16 protein-coding genes are annotated in these 17,147 nt (G+C 67.5%); 8 read left to right on the top strand and 8 right to left on the bottom strand.

Features of this window, described 5'->3' with window-relative positions; genetic code table 11:
- The first annotated feature begins 4 nt into the window (after positions 1-4).
- From ACWDUN_RS11890 to ACWDUN_RS11905, 4 genes are read left to right on the top strand one after another with little or no spacing between them, the layout of a single operon-like run.
- On the top strand, positions 5-649 hold the full coding sequence (locus tag ACWDUN_RS11890) for an MBL fold metallo-hydrolase (RefSeq protein ID WP_449928693.1): 645 nt from the start codon (positions 5-7) through the stop codon (positions 647-649).
- Complete coding sequence (gluQRS, locus tag ACWDUN_RS11895; protein WP_449928695.1) at positions 646-1,512, top strand: tRNA glutamyl-Q(34) synthetase GluQRS; 867 nt, start codon at positions 646-648, stop codon at positions 1,510-1,512. The genes ACWDUN_RS11890 and gluQRS overlap by 4 nt, the downstream gene beginning before the upstream one ends.
- Positions 1,513-1,556: 44 nt before the next feature.
- On the top strand, positions 1,557-3,059 hold the full coding sequence (locus tag ACWDUN_RS11900; protein ID WP_449928697.1) for an ABC transporter permease subunit: 1,503 nt from the start codon (positions 1,557-1,559) through the stop codon (positions 3,057-3,059).
- Positions 3,056-3,823 carry an amino acid ABC transporter ATP-binding protein gene (locus ACWDUN_RS11905; protein WP_449928699.1) on the top strand — a complete coding sequence of 256 codons (768 nt, stop codon included), beginning with the start codon at positions 3,056-3,058 and terminating at the stop codon, positions 3,821-3,823. Before ACWDUN_RS11900 ends, ACWDUN_RS11905 begins: the two co-directional genes overlap by 4 nt.
- On the opposite strand, the gene ACWDUN_RS11910 is transcribed toward ACWDUN_RS11905, so the two are convergent.
- From ACWDUN_RS11910 to tgt, 6 genes are all read right to left on the bottom strand, one after another.
- Positions 3,759-4,364: a TetR/AcrR family transcriptional regulator gene (locus ACWDUN_RS11910; protein ID WP_449928701.1), complete on the bottom strand. Its 606-nt coding sequence runs from the start codon at positions 4,362-4,364 to the stop codon at positions 3,759-3,761. The two genes, ACWDUN_RS11905 and ACWDUN_RS11910, sit on opposite strands and share 65 nt — an antisense overlap.
- Positions 4,361-5,722 (bottom strand): hydroxysqualene dehydroxylase HpnE, encoded by a 1,362-nt coding sequence (gene hpnE / locus ACWDUN_RS11915; protein WP_449928703.1) that lies wholly within the window; start codon positions 5,720-5,722, stop codon positions 4,361-4,363. The genes ACWDUN_RS11910 and hpnE overlap by 4 nt, the downstream gene beginning before the upstream one ends.
- A 41-nt stretch (positions 5,723-5,763) precedes the next feature.
- Positions 5,764-7,095: an acetyl-CoA hydrolase/transferase family protein gene (locus ACWDUN_RS11920; protein ID WP_449928705.1), complete on the bottom strand. Its 1,332-nt coding sequence runs from the start codon at positions 7,093-7,095 to the stop codon at positions 5,764-5,766.
- A 102-nt stretch (positions 7,096-7,197) separates the two neighbouring features.
- Complete coding sequence (locus tag ACWDUN_RS11925) at positions 7,198-8,403, bottom strand: saccharopine dehydrogenase family protein (RefSeq protein ID WP_449928707.1); 1,206 nt, start codon at positions 8,401-8,403, stop codon at positions 7,198-7,200.
- A 79-nt stretch (positions 8,404-8,482) separates the two neighbouring features.
- A complete protein-coding gene (locus ACWDUN_RS11930; RefSeq protein WP_449928709.1) occupies positions 8,483-9,700 on the bottom strand; it encodes a cytochrome P450 in 1,218 nt (405 codons plus the stop codon).
- A gap of 19 nt (positions 9,701-9,719) precedes the next feature.
- Positions 9,720-10,958, bottom strand: coding sequence for a tRNA guanosine(34) transglycosylase Tgt (gene tgt / locus ACWDUN_RS11935; RefSeq protein WP_449928711.1), 1,239 nt, complete (start codon positions 10,956-10,958; stop codon positions 9,720-9,722).
- A 60-nt stretch (positions 10,959-11,018) separates the two neighbouring features.
- Between tgt and ACWDUN_RS11940 the strand changes: the two genes are divergently transcribed.
- Positions 11,019-11,456 (top strand): lipoprotein LpqH, encoded by a 438-nt coding sequence (locus ACWDUN_RS11940; protein WP_449928713.1) that lies wholly within the window; start codon positions 11,019-11,021, stop codon positions 11,454-11,456.
- Between the two features lie 119 nt (positions 11,457-11,575).
- Positions 11,576-12,097 carry a lipoprotein LpqH gene (locus ACWDUN_RS11945; protein ID WP_449928715.1) on the top strand — a complete coding sequence of 174 codons (522 nt, stop codon included), beginning with the start codon at positions 11,576-11,578 and terminating at the stop codon, positions 12,095-12,097.
- Between the two features lie 63 nt (positions 12,098-12,160).
- Here the strand turns inward: ACWDUN_RS11945 and ACWDUN_RS11950 are convergent, their stop codons facing one another.
- Entirely contained in the window at positions 12,161-12,499 is a 339-nt protein-coding gene (locus ACWDUN_RS11950; RefSeq protein WP_449928840.1) for a DUF732 domain-containing protein, read from the bottom strand.
- A gap of 113 nt (positions 12,500-12,612) precedes the next feature.
- On the opposite strand from ACWDUN_RS11950, the gene ACWDUN_RS11955 reads away from it, so the two are divergent.
- A complete protein-coding gene (locus ACWDUN_RS11955; RefSeq protein ID WP_449928717.1) occupies positions 12,613-13,980 on the top strand; it encodes a PE-PPE domain-containing protein in 1,368 nt (455 codons plus the stop codon).
- Positions 13,981-14,169: 189 nt separating this feature from the next.
- On the opposite strand, the gene ACWDUN_RS11960 is transcribed toward ACWDUN_RS11955, so the two are convergent.
- Complete coding sequence (locus tag ACWDUN_RS11960) at positions 14,170-15,333, bottom strand: zinc-binding dehydrogenase (RefSeq protein WP_449928719.1); 1,164 nt, start codon at positions 15,331-15,333, stop codon at positions 14,170-14,172.
- A 113-nt stretch (positions 15,334-15,446) separates the two neighbouring features.
- Here ACWDUN_RS11960 and ACWDUN_RS11965 point away from each other — a divergent pair, with 113 nt between their 5' ends.
- Positions 15,447-17,051 (top strand): alpha/beta hydrolase, encoded by a 1,605-nt coding sequence (locus ACWDUN_RS11965; RefSeq protein WP_449928721.1) that lies wholly within the window; start codon positions 15,447-15,449, stop codon positions 17,049-17,051.
- Positions 17,052-17,147: the final 96 nt, after the last annotated feature.

The raw sequence follows: 17,147 nt of genomic DNA on the forward strand, positions 1-17,147 counted from the left end.
CACCATGCGCCAGATCCGCACCGACCTGTGGGAGACCCGGGTCGACAATCCATTCCCCGGCCTGACCACGCACGCCTACCTGTGGACCGGAGCACCCGCGGGCAATGTGCTGTTCTACAGCACCGCCACCGCGGATGAGTTCGACGAGATGTCCGCGCTCGGCGGGGTGGCCCACCAGTACCTGTCCCATCGCGACGAGGCCGGCCCGCAGCTGGCCCGCATCAAGGCGCGGTTCGGGTCGGTGCTGCACGCACCGGCCGCCGAAGCCGCCGACATCGGCGAGCATGCCGCCATCGACGTGCCACTGTCGGGCCGGCACGTCGACGGCAACGGCGTCGAGGTCATCCCGACCCCGGGCCACTCCCCCGGCAGCACCTGCTACCTCGTGCCCGGCGCCAACGGGCAGAGCTACCTGTTCACCGGGGACACCGTGCTGCTCGGCGAGGACGGCACATGGTTCGCCGGATACCTGCCCGGCCACAGCGACGCCGCCGCGCTGTCGAGCAGCCTGCGCGTCCTGGGCCACGAACGCCCCGATCTGGTGATCTCGAGTGCATTCACCGGTCAGTCCGGTGTGCACGCGCCCGGGGCGCACCGCTGGGCCGAGTGTGCCGAACAGGCCCGGACCGGGGTTAAATTGCTGGCGTGATCCGCCCACCCGGTGCGGGCCGGTTCGCGCCGAGCCCGTCGGCCGACCTGCACATCGGCAATTTGCGCACCGCGGTGCTGGCCTGGCTGTTCGCCCGGTCGAGCGGTCGCCGGTTCCTGATCCGCGTCGAGGATCTCGACGACCGCACCTTCACCGATATCGCCGGTCGTCAGCTCGCCGACCTGGTCGCCATCGGTGTCACCTCCGATGCCGAACCGGAATTCCAGACCGCACACGCGGGCCGGTACGACACCGTCATCGACGACCTGAGCCGGCGCGGTCTGGTGTACGAATGCTATTGCAGCAGAAAGGACATCCTGGCCGCGCCGCGTGCTCCGCACGCACCGGAGGGCGCCTATCCGGGCACCTGCCGGGACAGGGACCCACCGCCGGACCCCGACCGCCCACCGGCGCTGCGGTTGCGCAGCGACACCTACTCCTACACCGTCACCGACATCCTGCACGGTGAGTTCACCGGCCTCGTCGACGATTTCGTGCTGCGCCGCGGTGACGGTGTGACCGCCTACAACCTGGCCGTGGTCGTCGACGACGCCGCCGCGGGTGTGGACCAGGTGGTGCGCGGCGACGACCTGCTGTCCTCGTCGCCGCGGCAGGCTTATCTGGCCGGGTTGCTCGGCTACGCCCCGGTGACCTATGCGCACGTCCCGTTGGTCCTCAACGCCGAAGGTAAGCGCCTGGCCAAACGCGACGGCGCGGTGACCTTGGCCGAGCTGGGCGTGCCGCACGCGCTCGAACTCATCGCCGAATCGCTCGGCTACCGGGCCCGCACCGTGTCCGAGATGCTCGCCGAGTTCGATGCATCGACTCTTCCGCGTCAACCGTGGGTATACCGGCCTGTGTGAGGGAAACCCTATGCTCGGCCGACGTCCGTTGCTACCGTCCGCCCGTGCGTAGAAATCTGCGGCGCGTGCTGCTCGCCGTCCTCCTCGGCGCTGTCGCCCTTGCCGGCGTCGTCGCCTGCGGATCCAGCGGTGATACCGGTAGCGACCCGATCAAGTCGGCCGGTGTGCTGCGGGTCGGCACCGAGGGCGTCTACTCACCGTTCAGCTATCACGATCCGGCGACCGGTGAACTGGTCGGATACGACGTCGACGTGGCCCGCGCGGTCGGTGAAAAGCTGGGCGTGCCGGTCGAATTCGTCGAGACGCCGTGGGACTCGATCTTCGCGGCGCTGGAGGCCAACCGATTCGACATCGTCGCCAATCAGGTGACCATCAACCCGGAGCGACAGGCCCGCTACGACCTGTCGCAGCCCTATACCGTGGGCGAGGGGGTGATCGTCACCCGTGCCGGGGACGACTCGATCACGACGCTGGCCGATGTCCGCGGCAAGACCGCAGCCGAGAACGCCACCAGCAACTGGTCGCAGGTGGCCCGCGACGCCGGTGCCCGGGTGGAAGCCGTCGAGGGTTTCACCCAGGCCATCACGCTGCTCAGCCAGGGGCGCGTCGACGTCGTCATCAACGACAGCATCGCCGTCTACGCCTACCTCGCCGAAACCGGTGACACATCGGTCAAGATCGCCGGCACCGTCGGCGAGAAGAGCGAACAGGGATTCGCCGCCCGCAAGGACAGCGGCTATCTGCCCGAACTCAACCGCGCACTCGACGAGTTGCGCGCCGACGGGACGCTGACCGAGATCTCGCAGCGCTATCTGAAGGCCGACGCGACCGGCGGTGCACCGGGCCCACCGGCGCAGGGCAGCGATCAACAGCCACCCGAGGTGCGTTCGACCGGGCAGCTGATCCTGGACAACCTCTGGCCGCTGGCCAAGGCCGCGCTGACGATGACCATTCCGCTGACCGTCATCAGCTTCGCCATCGGGTTGGTGATCGCATTGGCGGTCGCACTGGCCCGGTTGTCCTCCAATGTGGTGGTCAGCAACATCGCCCGGTTCTACATCTCGATCATCCGCGGCACGCCGCTGCTGGTGCAGCTGTTCATCGTGTTCTTCGCGCTGCCGGAGTTCGGGGTGCGCATCGACCCGTTCCCGGCGGCGGTCATCGCGTTCAGTCTCAACGTCGGCGGGTACGCGGCCGAGATCATCCGGTCGGCGATCCTCAGCGTGCCCAAGGGCCAGTGGGAGGCCGCCGAGACCATCGGCTACAACTACACCGGCGCACTGCGGCGGATCATCCTGCCCCAGGCCACCCGGGTGGCGGTGCCGCCGTTGTCGAATACGTTGATATCACTGGTCAAGGACACGTCGCTGGCCTCGACCATCCTGGTGACCGAACTGCTGCGCCAGGCCCAGATCGTGGCCGCCCCCACGTTCGAGTTCTTCGCGCTGTACGGCACGGCGGCGATCTACTACTGGGTGATCTGTCTGGTGCTGTCCTTCGGTCAGGCCAGACTCGAGCACCGACTGGAAAGGTATGTGGCGCGATGACCGCAGCTGAGGTCGAATACCGCATCGAAGCCGACGGCGTCGAGAAGTCCTTCGGTGACAACACGGTCCTCAAGGATGTGTCCTTCAAGGTTGCGCGAGGCACCGCCACCGCGGTCATCGGGCCGTCGGGTTCGGGCAAGACGACGCTGCTGCGCACGCTCAACGCCCTGGACCGCGCCGATGCCGGGGTGATCCGCGTCGATGATGTCCAGATCGACTTCGGCACGCCCACCCCCAAGGCAGAGGTGCGGCGGTTCCAGTCCCGCAGCGGTTTCGTCTTCCAGTCCCACAACCTGTTCCCGCACAAGACGGTGCTGCAGAACGTCATCGAGGGTCCGGTGATCGTGCAGAAGCGGCCGCGCGATGAGGTGGTCGCCGAGGCGGTCACGCTGCTCGAGCAGGTGGGCCTGGCCGCCAAACAGGACCAGTACCCGTTCCAGCTGTCGGGCGGTCAGCAGCAGCGCGTCGGCATCGCGCGGGCGCTGGCGCTCAAACCCAAGGTGGTGCTGTTCGACGAACCGACTTCGGCGCTGGATCCGGAACTGGTCGGCGAGGTGCTCTCGGTGATCAGGGATCTGGCCGATCACGGCTGGACGCTGGTCGTCGTGACCCACGAGATCCTGTTCGCCAAACAGGTTTCCAGTCAGGTGCTGTTCCTCGACCAAGGGGTCATCCTGGAGCACGGCAGCCCGGCCGAGGTCATCGGCGACCCGAAGCAGGACCGTACCCGTCAGTTCCTCGACCGGATCCTGAACCCGCTGTAGCGCCCGCCCACGCCGTCAACGATCGCAGGTGTTCGAGCACCGTCTGACCGGGATGGGCCGCGGGGTCTTCCAGGTGCAGCCGGGCCAGTTCCTCGATGGCGGCCAACAGGACTCGAACCGCGGTGTCATCCGGGTCGGCGCCCAGGTGACGTGCTGCCACCCGGCGTGCGTAGGAACGTCCGAGTTCCATGCGCTGCCGCACGCCGGCCGGCGCGCCATCGGGTGGGCGCAGGGTGATCCGCCAACTCGTCGGTGCGGCTTGCAAGTAGGCCAGGATGCCGCGGGCCATCTCGTCGGCATCGTCGAGGTCGGCGACCGTGCCCATCCCGGCGAAGGCGATCGCGGACTCGCGGTCCAGCAGTGCCGTCGTCAGCCCGTCGAGGTCGATGAACTGTTGATACACAACGGCTCTGGTCACCTCCGATTCGGCGGCGACACGCTCGATGGTCAGCGCCGGATAGCCGTCGGCGGCAACGATATCGCGTGCCACGTCGAGCAACTGCGCGCGGCGATCGGCACCGCTGAGCCGGCGCCGCGTCATCGCAGCAGCAGATCGACGGCCTTGGCCGCGCTCTGCACGGCGCTCTCCATGGTGGCCGACCAATCGGTGGCCGTCCAGTCCCCGGCCAGGACCAGCGAGGGCACCGATGTGCGCTGATCGGGACGCAGTGCGTCCAGGCCCACCACCTGGGAGAAGGTGGCCTTGGGCATCTTGACGACCTGCGCCTCGACGACGTTCGCCGCGGCGGCGCCCGGGTAATAGCGGCGCAACAGGTCCATCTGCTCGGTGACGATCTCGTCGTTGCTCTTGTGGATCTGCTCGTAGGCGCCGCTGGTGGTCAGGCAGTACAGCCATGACTTCGCGGTACTGCGCCCGTGCATGATCTGGCGGTCGAAGACCTCGTCGATGACGCCGCTGCCGCCGATCAATCCCTCGAAGGCCGATTCGGTGCCCAGCGGCCGGTCGAGGTAGAGGTTGGTGCTGACGATCGGGGTGTAGCCCAGTTTATCTGCGGCGGCATAGATCTCGGGATGCTCGGGCAGGTCGTCGAGCAGTCCGGCGATCCGCGAGTTGGGCACCGCACAGATGACGGCGTCGGCCGGTATCTCGCAGCCATCGGCCAGCAGCACGCCGGTCACCGCGCCGTTCTCGATCCGCACCTTGCGTGCCACGGCGCGATAGCGCACGTCGACTCCGTACTCCTCGAAAACCCGGATGGCGCCCTGGATGTAGAGGGTGTCCAGGTCCACCGTCGGGTAGCCGATCGTGACGGGGATGCGGTGTTTGAGGCCCAACCGGATGCCGGTGCCCAGCACGTTGGCGAACACCTTCGCCGATTCCTGCGCCACCGGTTCGGCGGCGATACCCAGAGCCAGCCAGTCCCACAACGCCTCTCGGGCCGGCGCGGGCATGCCGACCCGGTCGAACCACTGCTCGGTGGTCAGATCGGCCAGGTCGTCGGGCTGGCGGACCGCCTGCCAACCCAGCAGCAGTGTCGCGCGCGCTGCCCGCAACTTGTCGGCCCAACTCGCATCGGGGTGCACTCCGAACAGCGTGCGGATGGCACCGAGTCCGGTGGTGTGCATGGTGACCTTGCGCCCGTCGGGCCAGCGCAGCGTCGACGATTTCGGGAAGGCGACATGCTCGCGGGTGCCGACGCTGGCCAGGTAGCGGTACAGATGGTGATAGCCGCTGGCGATGACGTGCTGCCCGTTGTCGGGCACATCGGCGGGCCCGCTGCTGCCGATCTCGGCGCGCATGGCGTGGGTGCGGCCGCCCAGGCTGCCGCGCCGTTCCAGCAGCGTGACGGTCTTGCCCGCCTCGGCCAGCCAGACCGCCGAGGCCAGACCCGCCAGTCCACCGCCGATCACCACGAACCGTCGCGCGTCCTGCACCATGGCCAGACGCTAACTTACAAAATGTTAGTTGAGCAAGATCGTCAGACCAGTCGGATCACCGGCGAGCGTCCGTGGGCGGCGCGCTCGGCGGCGCGCAGCAGGTCGTCACGGAACTGTGGGTGCGCGATGGCCGCCAGCGCCTCGCCGCGCTCCCGGACCGTCAGGCCCTCCAGCTCGGCGGTGCCGTACTCGGTGACGATGACGTCGACATGATGGCGCGGTGTCGTGATCACCGCACCGGGTCCGAACCACGGCACGATGCGCGATTGCAGTTGGCCGTCCTTCTCATACGTCGACGGCAGGCAGATCAGGGAGCGGTCGGACAGTTCGAGCCCGGCACCGGCCACGAAATCCTCGGCGCCGCCGATGCCACTGAACTGGCCGCCGTTGATGGTGTCGGCGACCACCTGACCGTGGATGTCGATGGCCAACGCACCGTTGATCGTCACCATCCGATGGTTGTCGGCGATCACCTCGGGTGAGTTGACCACCTCGACCGGAAGGAACGCGACATCCCGGTTGTCGTCCAGCCAGGCATACAGTTCCGGGGATCCGAAGGCGAACGTCGTGACGCTCCGGTGGGGGTACTGCCCCTTGTGTGCGTTGGTGATCTTGCCGGCGCGGTGCAGTTTCATGCAGCCGTCGGTGAACATCTCGCTGTGCAGGCCGTACTCGCCACCGTCGCCCTCGGCGAGCAGCGTCGCGATCTGGTTGGGGATGGAGCCGATCCCGGTCTGCAGGGTCACACCCGAGGGCATATGGGCAACGGCGTTCTTCGCGATGGCCCGGTCCACATCGGTGGGCTCGGCATCGCCGCCGGGCAGGGCCAGCGGCTCGGCATCCGAATGCACCAGGATGTCGATTTCGTCGAGATGCAGTGCATGGCGGTAGTTCTCACCGAGACCATGGGTGCGCGGGAAGTTCTGCGACACCTCGACGATCAGCAGCCGGTCGGGATCGGTTCCGGCACGGCGCAATTCGTCGACGGTGCCGCCGGCGTGCAGCGACAGCGAGCACCAGCCGTCGTCATCCGGGGCCGCCGCCACGGTGGTCATCACCCGCGGGGCCTGGCGCTGCAGCAGCGGTCCGAAGCGCCGGAAGTCGGCCGGGGCGAACTCGACATCGGCGCCGCTGTCGCGCAGGGCGCGCTCCAGCGGACCGAAGAACCCCGACACGTAATGCACGCCCGTGCGGGAGAACAACTCGGTGAGCACTGCCAGCAGCGCGCCGTAGACGCGTAGGTCGGTCCAGTCGTCGCGCTGCCCGAGGGCCTGCAGCAGCGTCGGCGGTTGCCCCGGACCCAGCGGGATTCCCAAGGTGTCGGCGGGCCGCAGGCGTGCGGCGGCCTGCTCGGCGGTGAGCTCTTCCGGCATACCCCCGACGCTACGTCCCCTTCCCGGCGACCGTGCGTGTCTGCGGGCGACACGCCGCACGTCCCGAAGAGTTCACGCACGCTCGCGGCGGGGACTAGACCCCTAGAGCTCCTTGACACCCCAGGGCGAGCCGTAGGCCGTCAGCAGTTCCAGGAACGGCACCGCATCGAAGGCCTCCGGGCCCAGCACGCCGGTGCCGGTCCAGGTGCCGTTGGCCAGAAGTTCCAGCGCCACAACGGGATTGATGGCCGTCTGCCAGACGACGCATTGATGCCCGTACTCGGCCATCGACCACTCGTTGTCCACCACGTGGTAGAGGTAGGTCGACCGGGGCGCCCCATCCTTGCCGGTGCCCGTCACCCACAGGCCCGCACAGGTCTTGCCCTTCATCTTCGGGCCGAGTTCGGCCGGATTCGGCAGGCAGGCGGCCACCACATCACGCGGGCTCACTTCCACCTGCCCCACCTTGACCTTCTCGGTGCGGTCCAGGCCGAGCTTGTGCAGCGTCTTGAGGACGTCGATGAACTCTTCGCCGAGGCCGTACTTGAAGGTTGCGCGTTTGCAGGAGACCCAGCGCGGCATCAACAGCACCTCTTCGTGCTCGACATTGACGCACTCCACGGGTCCGATGCCCTCGGGGAAGTCGAAAACCTCGGGCTCACTGAACGGTTCGGTGACGAACCAGCCCTTGTCGGCCTCCCAGATGACCGGCGGGTTCAGACATTCCTCGATGGTCGTCCAGATCGAGAACGACGGCGCGAAGTCGTATCCGTCGACGGTCAGGTTGGAGCCGTCGCGGGTGCCGAGTTCGTCGATCTCGGAGAACAGGTGGTCGGCGGCATAGCGGGCGAAGACGTCGGAGAGCCCGGGTTCGACGCCGATCCCGACGAGCGCCAACCGCCCGGCGTCGCGCCAGGACTGCTCGGCCTCGAACTGCTCGTCGCCGAGCTTGACCCCGGTCAGCTCGTACGGCTTGTCGGGGTGACGGGCCGACAGGCTCATCGCCATGTCCAGGTAGTCGGCGCCGCCGGCATGCGCGCCGTTGAAGATCGGCATCACGAAACGCGGGTCGACGGCGTTCATCACATGGGTGATGCCGTGCTCGCGCACCAACTCGGCGACGGCGTCGGCGGAGGTGGCGTCGACGCGGGCGGCGCTGAACCGGGCGTCGCCGACCGCCGCGGCGGCCTGCTCGGCGCGCCCCAGGTCGTAGTCGGAGACGACGATCCGCTCGAAGAAGTCACGTCGCGCCGCGATGGCACAGAAGGCCGCGCCGACACCGCCGGCACCCACCAGAAGAATTCGCATGACGGACACCATACGGTGCCGAGACTGACGAAATGGTGGATTCTTCTCGTAGTTTTACACCGATTTGATCGTTTGGGCGTCAAACGGCGACTGAAAGCGAAGCCAGGCCCCGCAGTGTCACGTTGGGTTTGTACACCGGTTCGGCGGCCGGTTTGGCGCTCGGGAACCGGGCGGTCAGCTTGCTCAACGCCATCCGGGCCTCCAACCGGGCCAGCGGCGCCCCGAGACAGAAATGCGGACCCATCCCGAAGGACAGGTGCCGTGTGGTCTCGCGCGACGGCAGGAACTCGTCGGGTCGGTCGTACATGGCCGGATCGCGCTGGGCGGCGGCCAGCAACAGCAGCATGGTGTCGCCGCGGGGCACGGTCAGCTCTCCGATGCGCATATCGGCACCGGCGATCCGCATCACCAGCTGCACCGGCGGGTCGAAACGCAATGTCTCCTCGACGATTCCGGTTGCCCGCTCGGGATCGGCGGCCAGGTCGGCCCACAGCTGCGGCTGGCGCAACATCTCCTGAGCGGCATTGGCGATCAGGTTGACCGTCGTCTCATGGCCGGCGATCAGCAGCAGGTTGCACGTCGCGACGATCTCGTCCGCGGTGAGCTGATCACCGTCCTCCTCGGCGGCGATCAGCGCCGAGATCATGTCCTCGCGAGGCTTTGCGCGGCGCGCCTCGACGAGTTCGCCCAGATAGCCGCGCAGCCAGTCACCGGCGTCGATGCGGGCCTGGGCCTGCGGATCGGGCGCACCGGTGATCGACATGATCGGGTCAAGCGACTGGGCCACCAGCGCGGCGGCGCTACTGAACTGCGGCTCGTCGGCGACCGGCACGCCGAGCATGCGGCAGATGACGGCGACCGGCAGCGGATAGGCCAGATCGGTGATCAGGTCGGCCGATCCCGCCTCGGCGATATCGTCGAGCAACCGGTCGACCATCGCGTCGATCTCGGATTCCAGCGCGCGCACCGCCCGCGGCGAGAAGGCCTGTTGGGCGAGCTTGCGCAGCCGGGTGTGATCGGGCGGGTCCAGGAAGAGGAAACCCGGCGTGGTGCCCCGCGGCGGGACCGCGCCGGATGCCAACTGTTGTTGCACCACCGAGGATTTCATGCTGTCGCTGCACGAATCGGGGTGACGCAGCACCGCTTCGCAGTCGGCGAACGAGGACAGCACCACCATGTGCGCCTCGGGCATCACCAGCGGACCGTGCGCGCGGATCTGGCCGAACAACGGGTAGGGGTCGGACCGGATCGCCGGGTCGAGCATCTGGACCAGCAGCATCTGGGCATCGGCCGTCATGCCCTTATTGTGCACACGTCTAAGAAGACCGCTGGTCGGCGCCGTAGTACCGGCCCAGCACCTCCTCGCGCAACTCGTCGAACTCACCGGCCGTGATCGCGGCCCGGATGCGATCGACCAGCCTGATGGTGAACCGCTCGTTGTGGATCGTGCACAACGTGGAGGCCAGTATCTCCTTGGCCTTGAACAGGTGGTGGATATAGGCGCGGGTGTAGTGCGCGCAGGTGTAGCAGTCACATTCGGCGTCGATGGGCGTGAAGTCCCGCTTGTACCGCGCGCCGGTGATGTTGTAGCGCCCGTTCACCGAGTACACCGCGGCGTTGCGGGCCACCCGCGACGGTGACACACAGTCGAAGGTGTCCGCACCGGCGGCGACCGCCGCGAACAGATCGTCGGGTTCGCTGATGCCCAGCAGGTGCCTCGGCTTGTCGGCCGGCAGCTCACTGGTCACCCATTCCACGATGGTGGCCAGGTTCTGCTTCTCCAGCGCACCGCCGATGCCGTACCCGTCGAAACCGCGACCGTCGGCATCCACGATGCCGACCAACCCACGGGCGGACTCGCGACGTAAATCCTCGTACTGCGCGCCCTGTACCACCCCGAACAGCGCCTGGTACGGCTTGTCATGGCGCACCTCGGTGAGGCGGCGGTGCTCGGCCAGACAGCGCACCGCCCACTCATGGGTGCGCTGCACCGACCGTTCCTGATAGCCGCGGGTGTTGACCAGGGTGGTCAGCTCGTCGAACGCGAAGATGATGTCCGCACCGAGCTGATGCTGGATCCCGATGGACACCTCGGGAGTGAACCGGTGGGTCGACCCGTCCAGGTGCGACCGGAACGTCACCCCGTCATCGTCGACGTGCGCCAGCCGTTCCTTGCCCTCGGCGATGATGTCATCGGCCTGCACCCGGGTGGCGTCCATGGACAGCACCTTCTTGAACCCCACGCCCAGCGACAGCACCTGGAACCCGCCGCTGTCGGTGTACGTCGGCCCGGGCCAGTTCATGAACGCGCCCAGGCCGCCGGCCTCGTCGACGACATCGGGGCCCGGCTGCAGATACAGGTGGTAGGCGTTGGCCAGAACGGCCTGCGCGCCAATCTCTTTCATGGTTTCGGGCAACACCGCCTTGACGGTGGCCTGGGTGCCGACCGCGATGAACGCGGGGGTCTGGATATCACCGTGCGGCGTATGGATGGTGCCGACCCGGCCGGGACGTCCGGGCAACTCCGCCTGCACGTCGAAGAACTGCTCACTCACGGGAGAACATTCAACCAAGCCGGTGTTGCCACCTGCGCCCCGCCGCTACATTCACTACCCATGAGGATTGTCGCGCTGGTCCTGTCCGCGGTGGCCGCCGCCTGTGCCGCATGTTCGTCCGAACCGGTCGCGGCGCCGGTGCCCGACGGAGGCCTGCCGGCCGGGACCGCCCACATCACCATCGACGGGCGCGACGGGGGCACCACCCATCAGGTGCGCTGCGCACCGATGGGTTTCTCCACCGATATCAATACCGGAACGGACACCTCGGGGGTGAACGCGCTGGTGTCCGGCGGCGGGGACCTGACCGCCCAGTCGGTGTCCATTCGCGATATCGCCGGCTTCACCGGCAGCTACAACGCCGGTCTGGGCGAACCGGATGCCGAGGTCAGCATGGTCGGGCCGACATTCGTCATCACCGGAACCGCGACCGGGTTCCGCACCGATGCCGCCAGTTTCACCGCCGACGGGAAGTTCACGCTGCGGGTCGCCTGCTGACCTGTCGCAGGCTGTCAAGATTTTCGCGCAAACCGTTTCCTCTATCCGAATTGCGCACCATACTGCTGGAGGATTATCGGGCGATCTTGATCGGTCGCACTACAGAATGGGGATCTGTCGTGAAGCGTGGGTTCGTAGTCGCCATCGGCGGCGCAGCTCTGGTCATCGCAGGCCTGTCCGGTTGCTCCTCGGGCGACAACTCGGCATCGGAATCGGCAACCTCGGAGACGAGCGCCGCGGCCACCTCGGCGGAGGAGACCACCACGGCCGCCTCCGAATCGCCCACCGCAGCCACCGGCTCGGGCACCACCAAGGTCACCATCGACGGCCAGGACCAGGCTGTCGATGGCAATGTGGTGTGCGCGTCCATGGGCGGCAACATGAACATCGCGATCGGCGACACCGCGACCGGCATCGCCGCCGTCGTCAGTGAGGACGGCACCACCGTCACCTCGGTCGGGCTCGGCAACGTCAACGGCGTGACACTGGGCTTCACCCAGGGCGCCGGCGGTGAGGCCACCGGCTCCAAGGACGGCAACACCTACACCATCAGCGGGACCGCGACCGGTGTCGACATGGCCAACCCGATGACGCCGGTGAACAAGCCCTTCGAACTCGTGGTCACCTGCCCCGCCTCCTAGGCACAACCACATCCGACGGCGGTGTCCCTGCGCGGGGCACCGCCGTTGTCGTGCCGCGGCGGCCTACCGACCGGTGTAGCCCGCCGCCGACTCGCGCAGCTGCCAGATCTGCGCCGGGCACAGTTCGTTGACGGCCTGGTTGATCAGATATCCGGCCTGGTAGTAGTCAGTGGTGCGGAAATCGCCCTTGAGCTGGTTGACCAGTTCGGCATAGGGCATCTTGGCGGCGACCCGGTCGCACACGGTGTTGCCGTAGGCGATCGCGGCGTCGGCATTCGGGAAGTTGTAGCCGGGCCGGACGTGGACGTTGACCAGGTAGGCCACCACATCGGCGCCGGCCGCCGGTGCCGCCGTGGCGGCCAGGCCCGTCAGCCCTGCCGAGACCATCCCCGCCGCGATCATGGCGCGCAACACCTTCATGCGCGCTGACTCTAATCCCCCGCCGATATGAACGTGGCAAATCCCCGTTGCGGCCGGCAATACCGGGGTACCGTCCACTTCGTCGAGGGGGCGAGATGGCGGGAACACAGTTCAGACGGCTCGGCACGGCGGTGTTCGCCTTCGGGTTGGCAATAGCGCTGATCTGCGGTCATGCCGTCGGTGCCACCGGATTCCGCCCGCTGATCGGACTGGTCAACACGGTCATCGGCATCGGCGGCAGCAGCGACCCCCTGTCGGAACGTCTGCCGCTCAAGCTCAACAACACCGTGGTGCCACCGGACTACGCGTATATCGCCACCGAATACCCGGCCTCACTCAATCTCGACCGGAGTGTGCGCATCGGCATGCCGGTATTGCATCAGCATCTGGTCACCACCTCGGGCAAGGTCCTCGTCGCCGGTTACTCCTTGGGCGCACTGCTGGTCGAGCAGCTCAAGCGCGATGTGGTGGCCTCGGCGGATCCGCCTGCGCCGCAGGATCTCAGCTTCCTGCAGATTGCGACGCCGTTCATTCCCAACGGCGGCATCTTCGCCCGCTTCCCCGGGTTCTTCATCCCTGATGTGGTGTCGGCGATGGGCCCTGGCCAGCCATCGCAGTACGACACCACCTATATCGTCAACGAATACGACCTGTGGGGTGACTTCCCCGCCTACGTCAACCCGATCTCGATCCTGAACGCCGTGCTCGGACACGAATACGCGCATGTGGATGCCTATTACGATCCGGTCGACCCGTCCGGTGAGACCAACCACGTCAAGGTGCTCACCAACTCCGCGGGCGGCACCGACACCTACATCCTCGTGCCGAACCAGCGTCTGCCCCTGCTCGGACCGCTGCGCGATATCGCCTACCACCTGGGCATCTCACCGCTGGCCGAACGGCTGCTGGGGGCGGTCGAGCCGCTGTTGAAGGTGATCGTCGACATGGGCTACACCGACCGGCTGAACCTCAATCCCGAGAAACGCCAAGCCCTCTCGTTGTTCACCCCACCGCACAAGATCGCCGAGGCGCTGCGCGCCATACCGGCTGCCATCGGCGAGGGACTGCACAATCTGGTGCACGGGCCGCGCACACCGGGCACCGCGTCGGCGGCCGCACCGGAGCCCGACGAGGCAGCCGATGTGCGTGCCGCCGCACACGAGACGCAGGACGGCGCATCCTTGCAGGAGCCCACAACCTCGCAACCCGCCGCCACCGCCGACCCGGTGCCCAGCGTCGACGCCGAGGAGCCGGATACCGAGTCAGATCCCGAGCAGGCTTCCGAGCCGGACGAGACCGCCGACACCGAACCCCTCAGGAAGGGTCCGCGCACCGTGCCGTCGGTGCGCAAACCCTCCTCGGTCCGCAGCGCGACCACCACGTCCGACGGACCCGCCCGCGCGGACGACAAGCCCAGCGACGGCGGTCAGGACGATCGCGACGCCGGCGCCGAGGCCGCCTGACGACGCTGGCGTCGCTTCAGCCTGGCCAGCAGCACCCGACGGTGCATCTCGAACGACAGCGACAGCGGGTCGCGCCACCCCGTCGCCTTTTTCACGTTGCTACGCATGATGATTCAACTGTGACACAGGTCGGCCGCCGCCCCCGAACCAGCGGAACAAACCCGCGGTGAACAACTCCGGATTTTCCGGCTAACCGGGTTCGACGGCTCGGCTGCGCGGATCGATGAGAATCTTGGCGTGTGCCTCCGGGTCACCGAGCGCCCGGAAGGCGGCGTCGACCCCGTCGAGTCCCACGGTCCCGGTCACCAGCGCCGACGCGTCAACCTTGCCGTCGGCCAGCAGGTACAGGGTGTCGCGGAACTCCAACGGGGTGTACCCGAAGACGAAGCGCAGATCGATCTCCTTGCCGGTACCCAGTGTCGGTCGAAAACGGTCCTCGCCCATGCAGACCCCGACCACCACCACCCGCGACTGCACCGGCGCCGCCGCCAGCACACCGTCGATCATGCCCGGGACGCCGACGCATTCGAAGATCACCGGCCGCTTCGGGCCGGCCGCGCCCAATGCCTCGGCGACCCGGTACAGATGGGCCCAGCCCGGCACCTTGCGCAGCTTCTCCATCGACCCGACGCCGAGTTCGTACAGCTGCGGCGCGGCGGTGATGACCCCCTTCTGATCGGTGAACTGCGCATAGGGAGACTCGAACCCCGGGTCCACCACGACATGCGCACCACATTCGGCGGCCAGGGCGCGACGCCCCGGCGAGAAGTCACTGGCGATGATGGTGCCGATGCCCTTGGCCTTCAGATGGCAGATGACGGCCAGGCCCACCGGCCCGCAACCGATGACCACCGCGGTGTCGCGGCGGCCGATCTCACTGCGCCGCACGGCGTGCAGCGCCACCGCCATCGGTTCGGTCAGGGCCGCGGTGTCGACATCGAGGCCGTTGGGAACCACGAAGCTCATCGAGGCCTCGGCGAGCACCTGCTCGGCGTAGCCGCCGGGCGCGAGCGGTGACAGCCCGGTCAGGTGGACCCCGCCGGCGGCGCGGACGAGAGGAAATGACACCACGGTGGTGCCGGTCTTGAATTCTTTGCCGGTGCCGCGGCCTTTTTCTGCGACCTCTCCGCAGAATTCATGGCCCAAAACCACCGGTGTCGAACTGCGCATGAAGTCCGGATACCCGACGTTGCGCATGACCTCGGTCAGCTCATCGGCGTGATCCTTGGCGTGCATATCCGACCCGCAGATACCGCACCGACGTACATCGAGCAGCAACTGTCCGGCGGCAGGTCGCGGAGCGGGCAGGTCGATCACCGACAGTTCGCCGGACAAACAACTGACAGCCTTCATCACTATTTCCCTTCGTCAGTATTCGAGTATGGCTGTCGGCCGAAATCGCCCGTTACGCTGTCGCCAGTGTCAATATTTGACGCGATTGTGCAGGAATAGGGTCAGGGGATTTCATGGAGCGGCTTGCGGCGTGGGTGAGTGCCGGCCTGTTATCGGCCGGGGTGTCGGCGGCGGTGCTCGCCGGCGCGGGCGTGGCGGTGGCCGACGAGGCGACGGCGGGTTCCGATTCCGGATCCTCGTCGAGTCCGGCATCCGACACCGCGTCGGACCCCAATCCGGACACCCAGCCCGACACCGCCCCCGAGGGCACGCCGGACATCGATGCCGAGACCGAGACCGAGACCGAGGACACCGCCGCCGAGCAGGAGCCCGAATTGCCGCTCGGCGATGACGCCGCGGAGCAACCCGCCGCGTCCGACAGGCCGCAGGCGCCCGAGAAGAAGAAGCGCTCCGCGGCCGCCGAGCTCACCGCGACCGAACCGGACACCGATCCCGAACCGCTCGTCGAGACCACCGAGCCCGCAGACGTGACCGAGACGGTGATCGACACCGCGCCCGCGACGCCGGTCGAGACCGCCGATACCCGCGCGCGCATCACCGCACAGCCCACCGTGTCGATGGCGATGGCCGTCGAGCAACCCGTCGTCGAAAAGGCCACCGCGCCGCGGATTCCCAACCTGTTGCGCTGGGTGCAGGGGGTCGCCGACAACATCGTCAAGGGCGTCGGGTCGCTGGTGATCAACACCATCCAGGCGTTGGAGGCCCTGTTGACCGGCCCGCCCGCGGTGCCCGCCAGCTATCCGGTGACGGTCCGGACGTCCTCGATCCTGCTGGCCAACGGTCAACGGGTGCAGGCGAACTGGTACTTCCCGGACGTCCCCGAGGGTGCCGAACCGCCGGACCGGCTGATCCTGCTGCAGCACGGCTTCTTCGCCCTCGGCCCGATGTACAGCTACACCGCGGCCGACCTGGCGATCAGCACCAACAGCATCGTGGTGACCCCGACCCTGTCGTCGAACTTCTTTGCCGCCGATGACGCCTGGCTCAACGGTGCGGGCATGTGGAGCAATATCGCCGATCTGTTCGTCGGTGACCGCGCGGCGTTGAACGACAGTGCCCGCGCGGCCGGCTTCGTCGGTGCGCTGCCCGAGAAATTCGGTCTGGCCGGTCATTCGGCCGGTGGTCAGCTGGTCGCCGGCACCGCCGGCTATCTGGTCGACAACGGGGCCGTCGAGGATCTGGTCGGGGTGATCACCCTCGACGGTGTGCCGACCGGATCCGTGATGTCGGTGACGCTGGCCAAACTGCAGGCCTACCAGGACGACACCGACCGCTACATCCCCGTCCGCGAGATCGGGGCACCGAACAATGCCTTCAACTCGATCAGCAACGTCAAGCAGGCGCTCAACGCCGCGCGGCCGGGCCGCTTCAACGGTGTGGTGCTCACCGGCGGTCAGCACATGGACTCGATGCGCGGCGGCAACCCGCTGATCCAGTTCCTGGCCTCCGCGCTGGCCGGATTCCCGAAACCGCAGAACCAGCAGGCGGTGGCGCTGCTGAGCGCGCAGTGGTTCAACGAGTGGTTCGAAGGTGACACCGACAACGGTGACGAGCTGGCACCCGGGTCCACCATCTCGATCCCCACGTCGAACGGGACCGCGACCGGCATCGTGGTCGGGTCGGCGCCGGCCCTGCGCACGGTCACGCTCGCGGTCTGAGACGCAATGTCGGGCTGACACGCGCGTCATCCCGTATACGGCGACATCGACGCTGTCAGGCCGACATTGTGTGCGGCATAACCCAGAAACCGCCCG

Source organism: Mycobacterium sp. NPDC003323, from assembly GCF_053589535.1.

Coding starts and splice junctions, on each gene's coding strand:
- ACWDUN_RS11930 (WP_449928709.1), bottom strand. CDS start 9,700: ATGACGGCCGATGCCCAGATGCTGCTGGTCCAGATGCTCGACCCGGCG.
- ACWDUN_RS11940 (WP_449928713.1), top strand. CDS start 11,019: ATGAGGATTGTCGCGCTGGTCCTGTCCGCGGTGGCCGCCGCCTGTGCC.
- ACWDUN_RS11890 (WP_449928693.1), top strand. CDS start 5: ATGCGCCAGATCCGCACCGACCTGTGGGAGACCCGGGTCGACAATCCA.
- ACWDUN_RS11905 (WP_449928699.1), top strand. CDS start 3,056: ATGACCGCAGCTGAGGTCGAATACCGCATCGAAGCCGACGGCGTCGAG.
- ACWDUN_RS11910 (WP_449928701.1), bottom strand. CDS start 4,364: ATGACGCGGCGCCGGCTCAGCGGTGCCGATCGCCGCGCGCAGTTGCTC.
- ACWDUN_RS11955 (WP_449928717.1), top strand. CDS start 12,613: ATGGCGGGAACACAGTTCAGACGGCTCGGCACGGCGGTGTTCGCCTTC.
- ACWDUN_RS11960 (WP_449928719.1), bottom strand. CDS start 15,333: ATGAAGGCTGTCAGTTGTTTGTCCGGCGAACTGTCGGTGATCGACCTG.
- ACWDUN_RS11925 (WP_449928707.1), bottom strand. CDS start 8,403: ATGCGAATTCTTCTGGTGGGTGCCGGCGGTGTCGGCGCGGCCTTCTGT.
- ACWDUN_RS11920 (WP_449928705.1), bottom strand. CDS start 7,095: ATGCCGGAAGAGCTCACCGCCGAGCAGGCCGCCGCACGCCTGCGGCCC.
- ACWDUN_RS11950 (WP_449928840.1), bottom strand. CDS start 12,499: ATGATCGCGGCGGGGATGGTCTCGGCAGGGCTGACGGGCCTGGCCGCC.
- ACWDUN_RS11965 (WP_449928721.1), top strand. CDS start 15,447: ATGGAGCGGCTTGCGGCGTGGGTGAGTGCCGGCCTGTTATCGGCCGGG.
- hpnE (WP_449928703.1), bottom strand. CDS start 5,722: ATGGTGCAGGACGCGCGACGGTTCGTGGTGATCGGCGGTGGACTGGCG.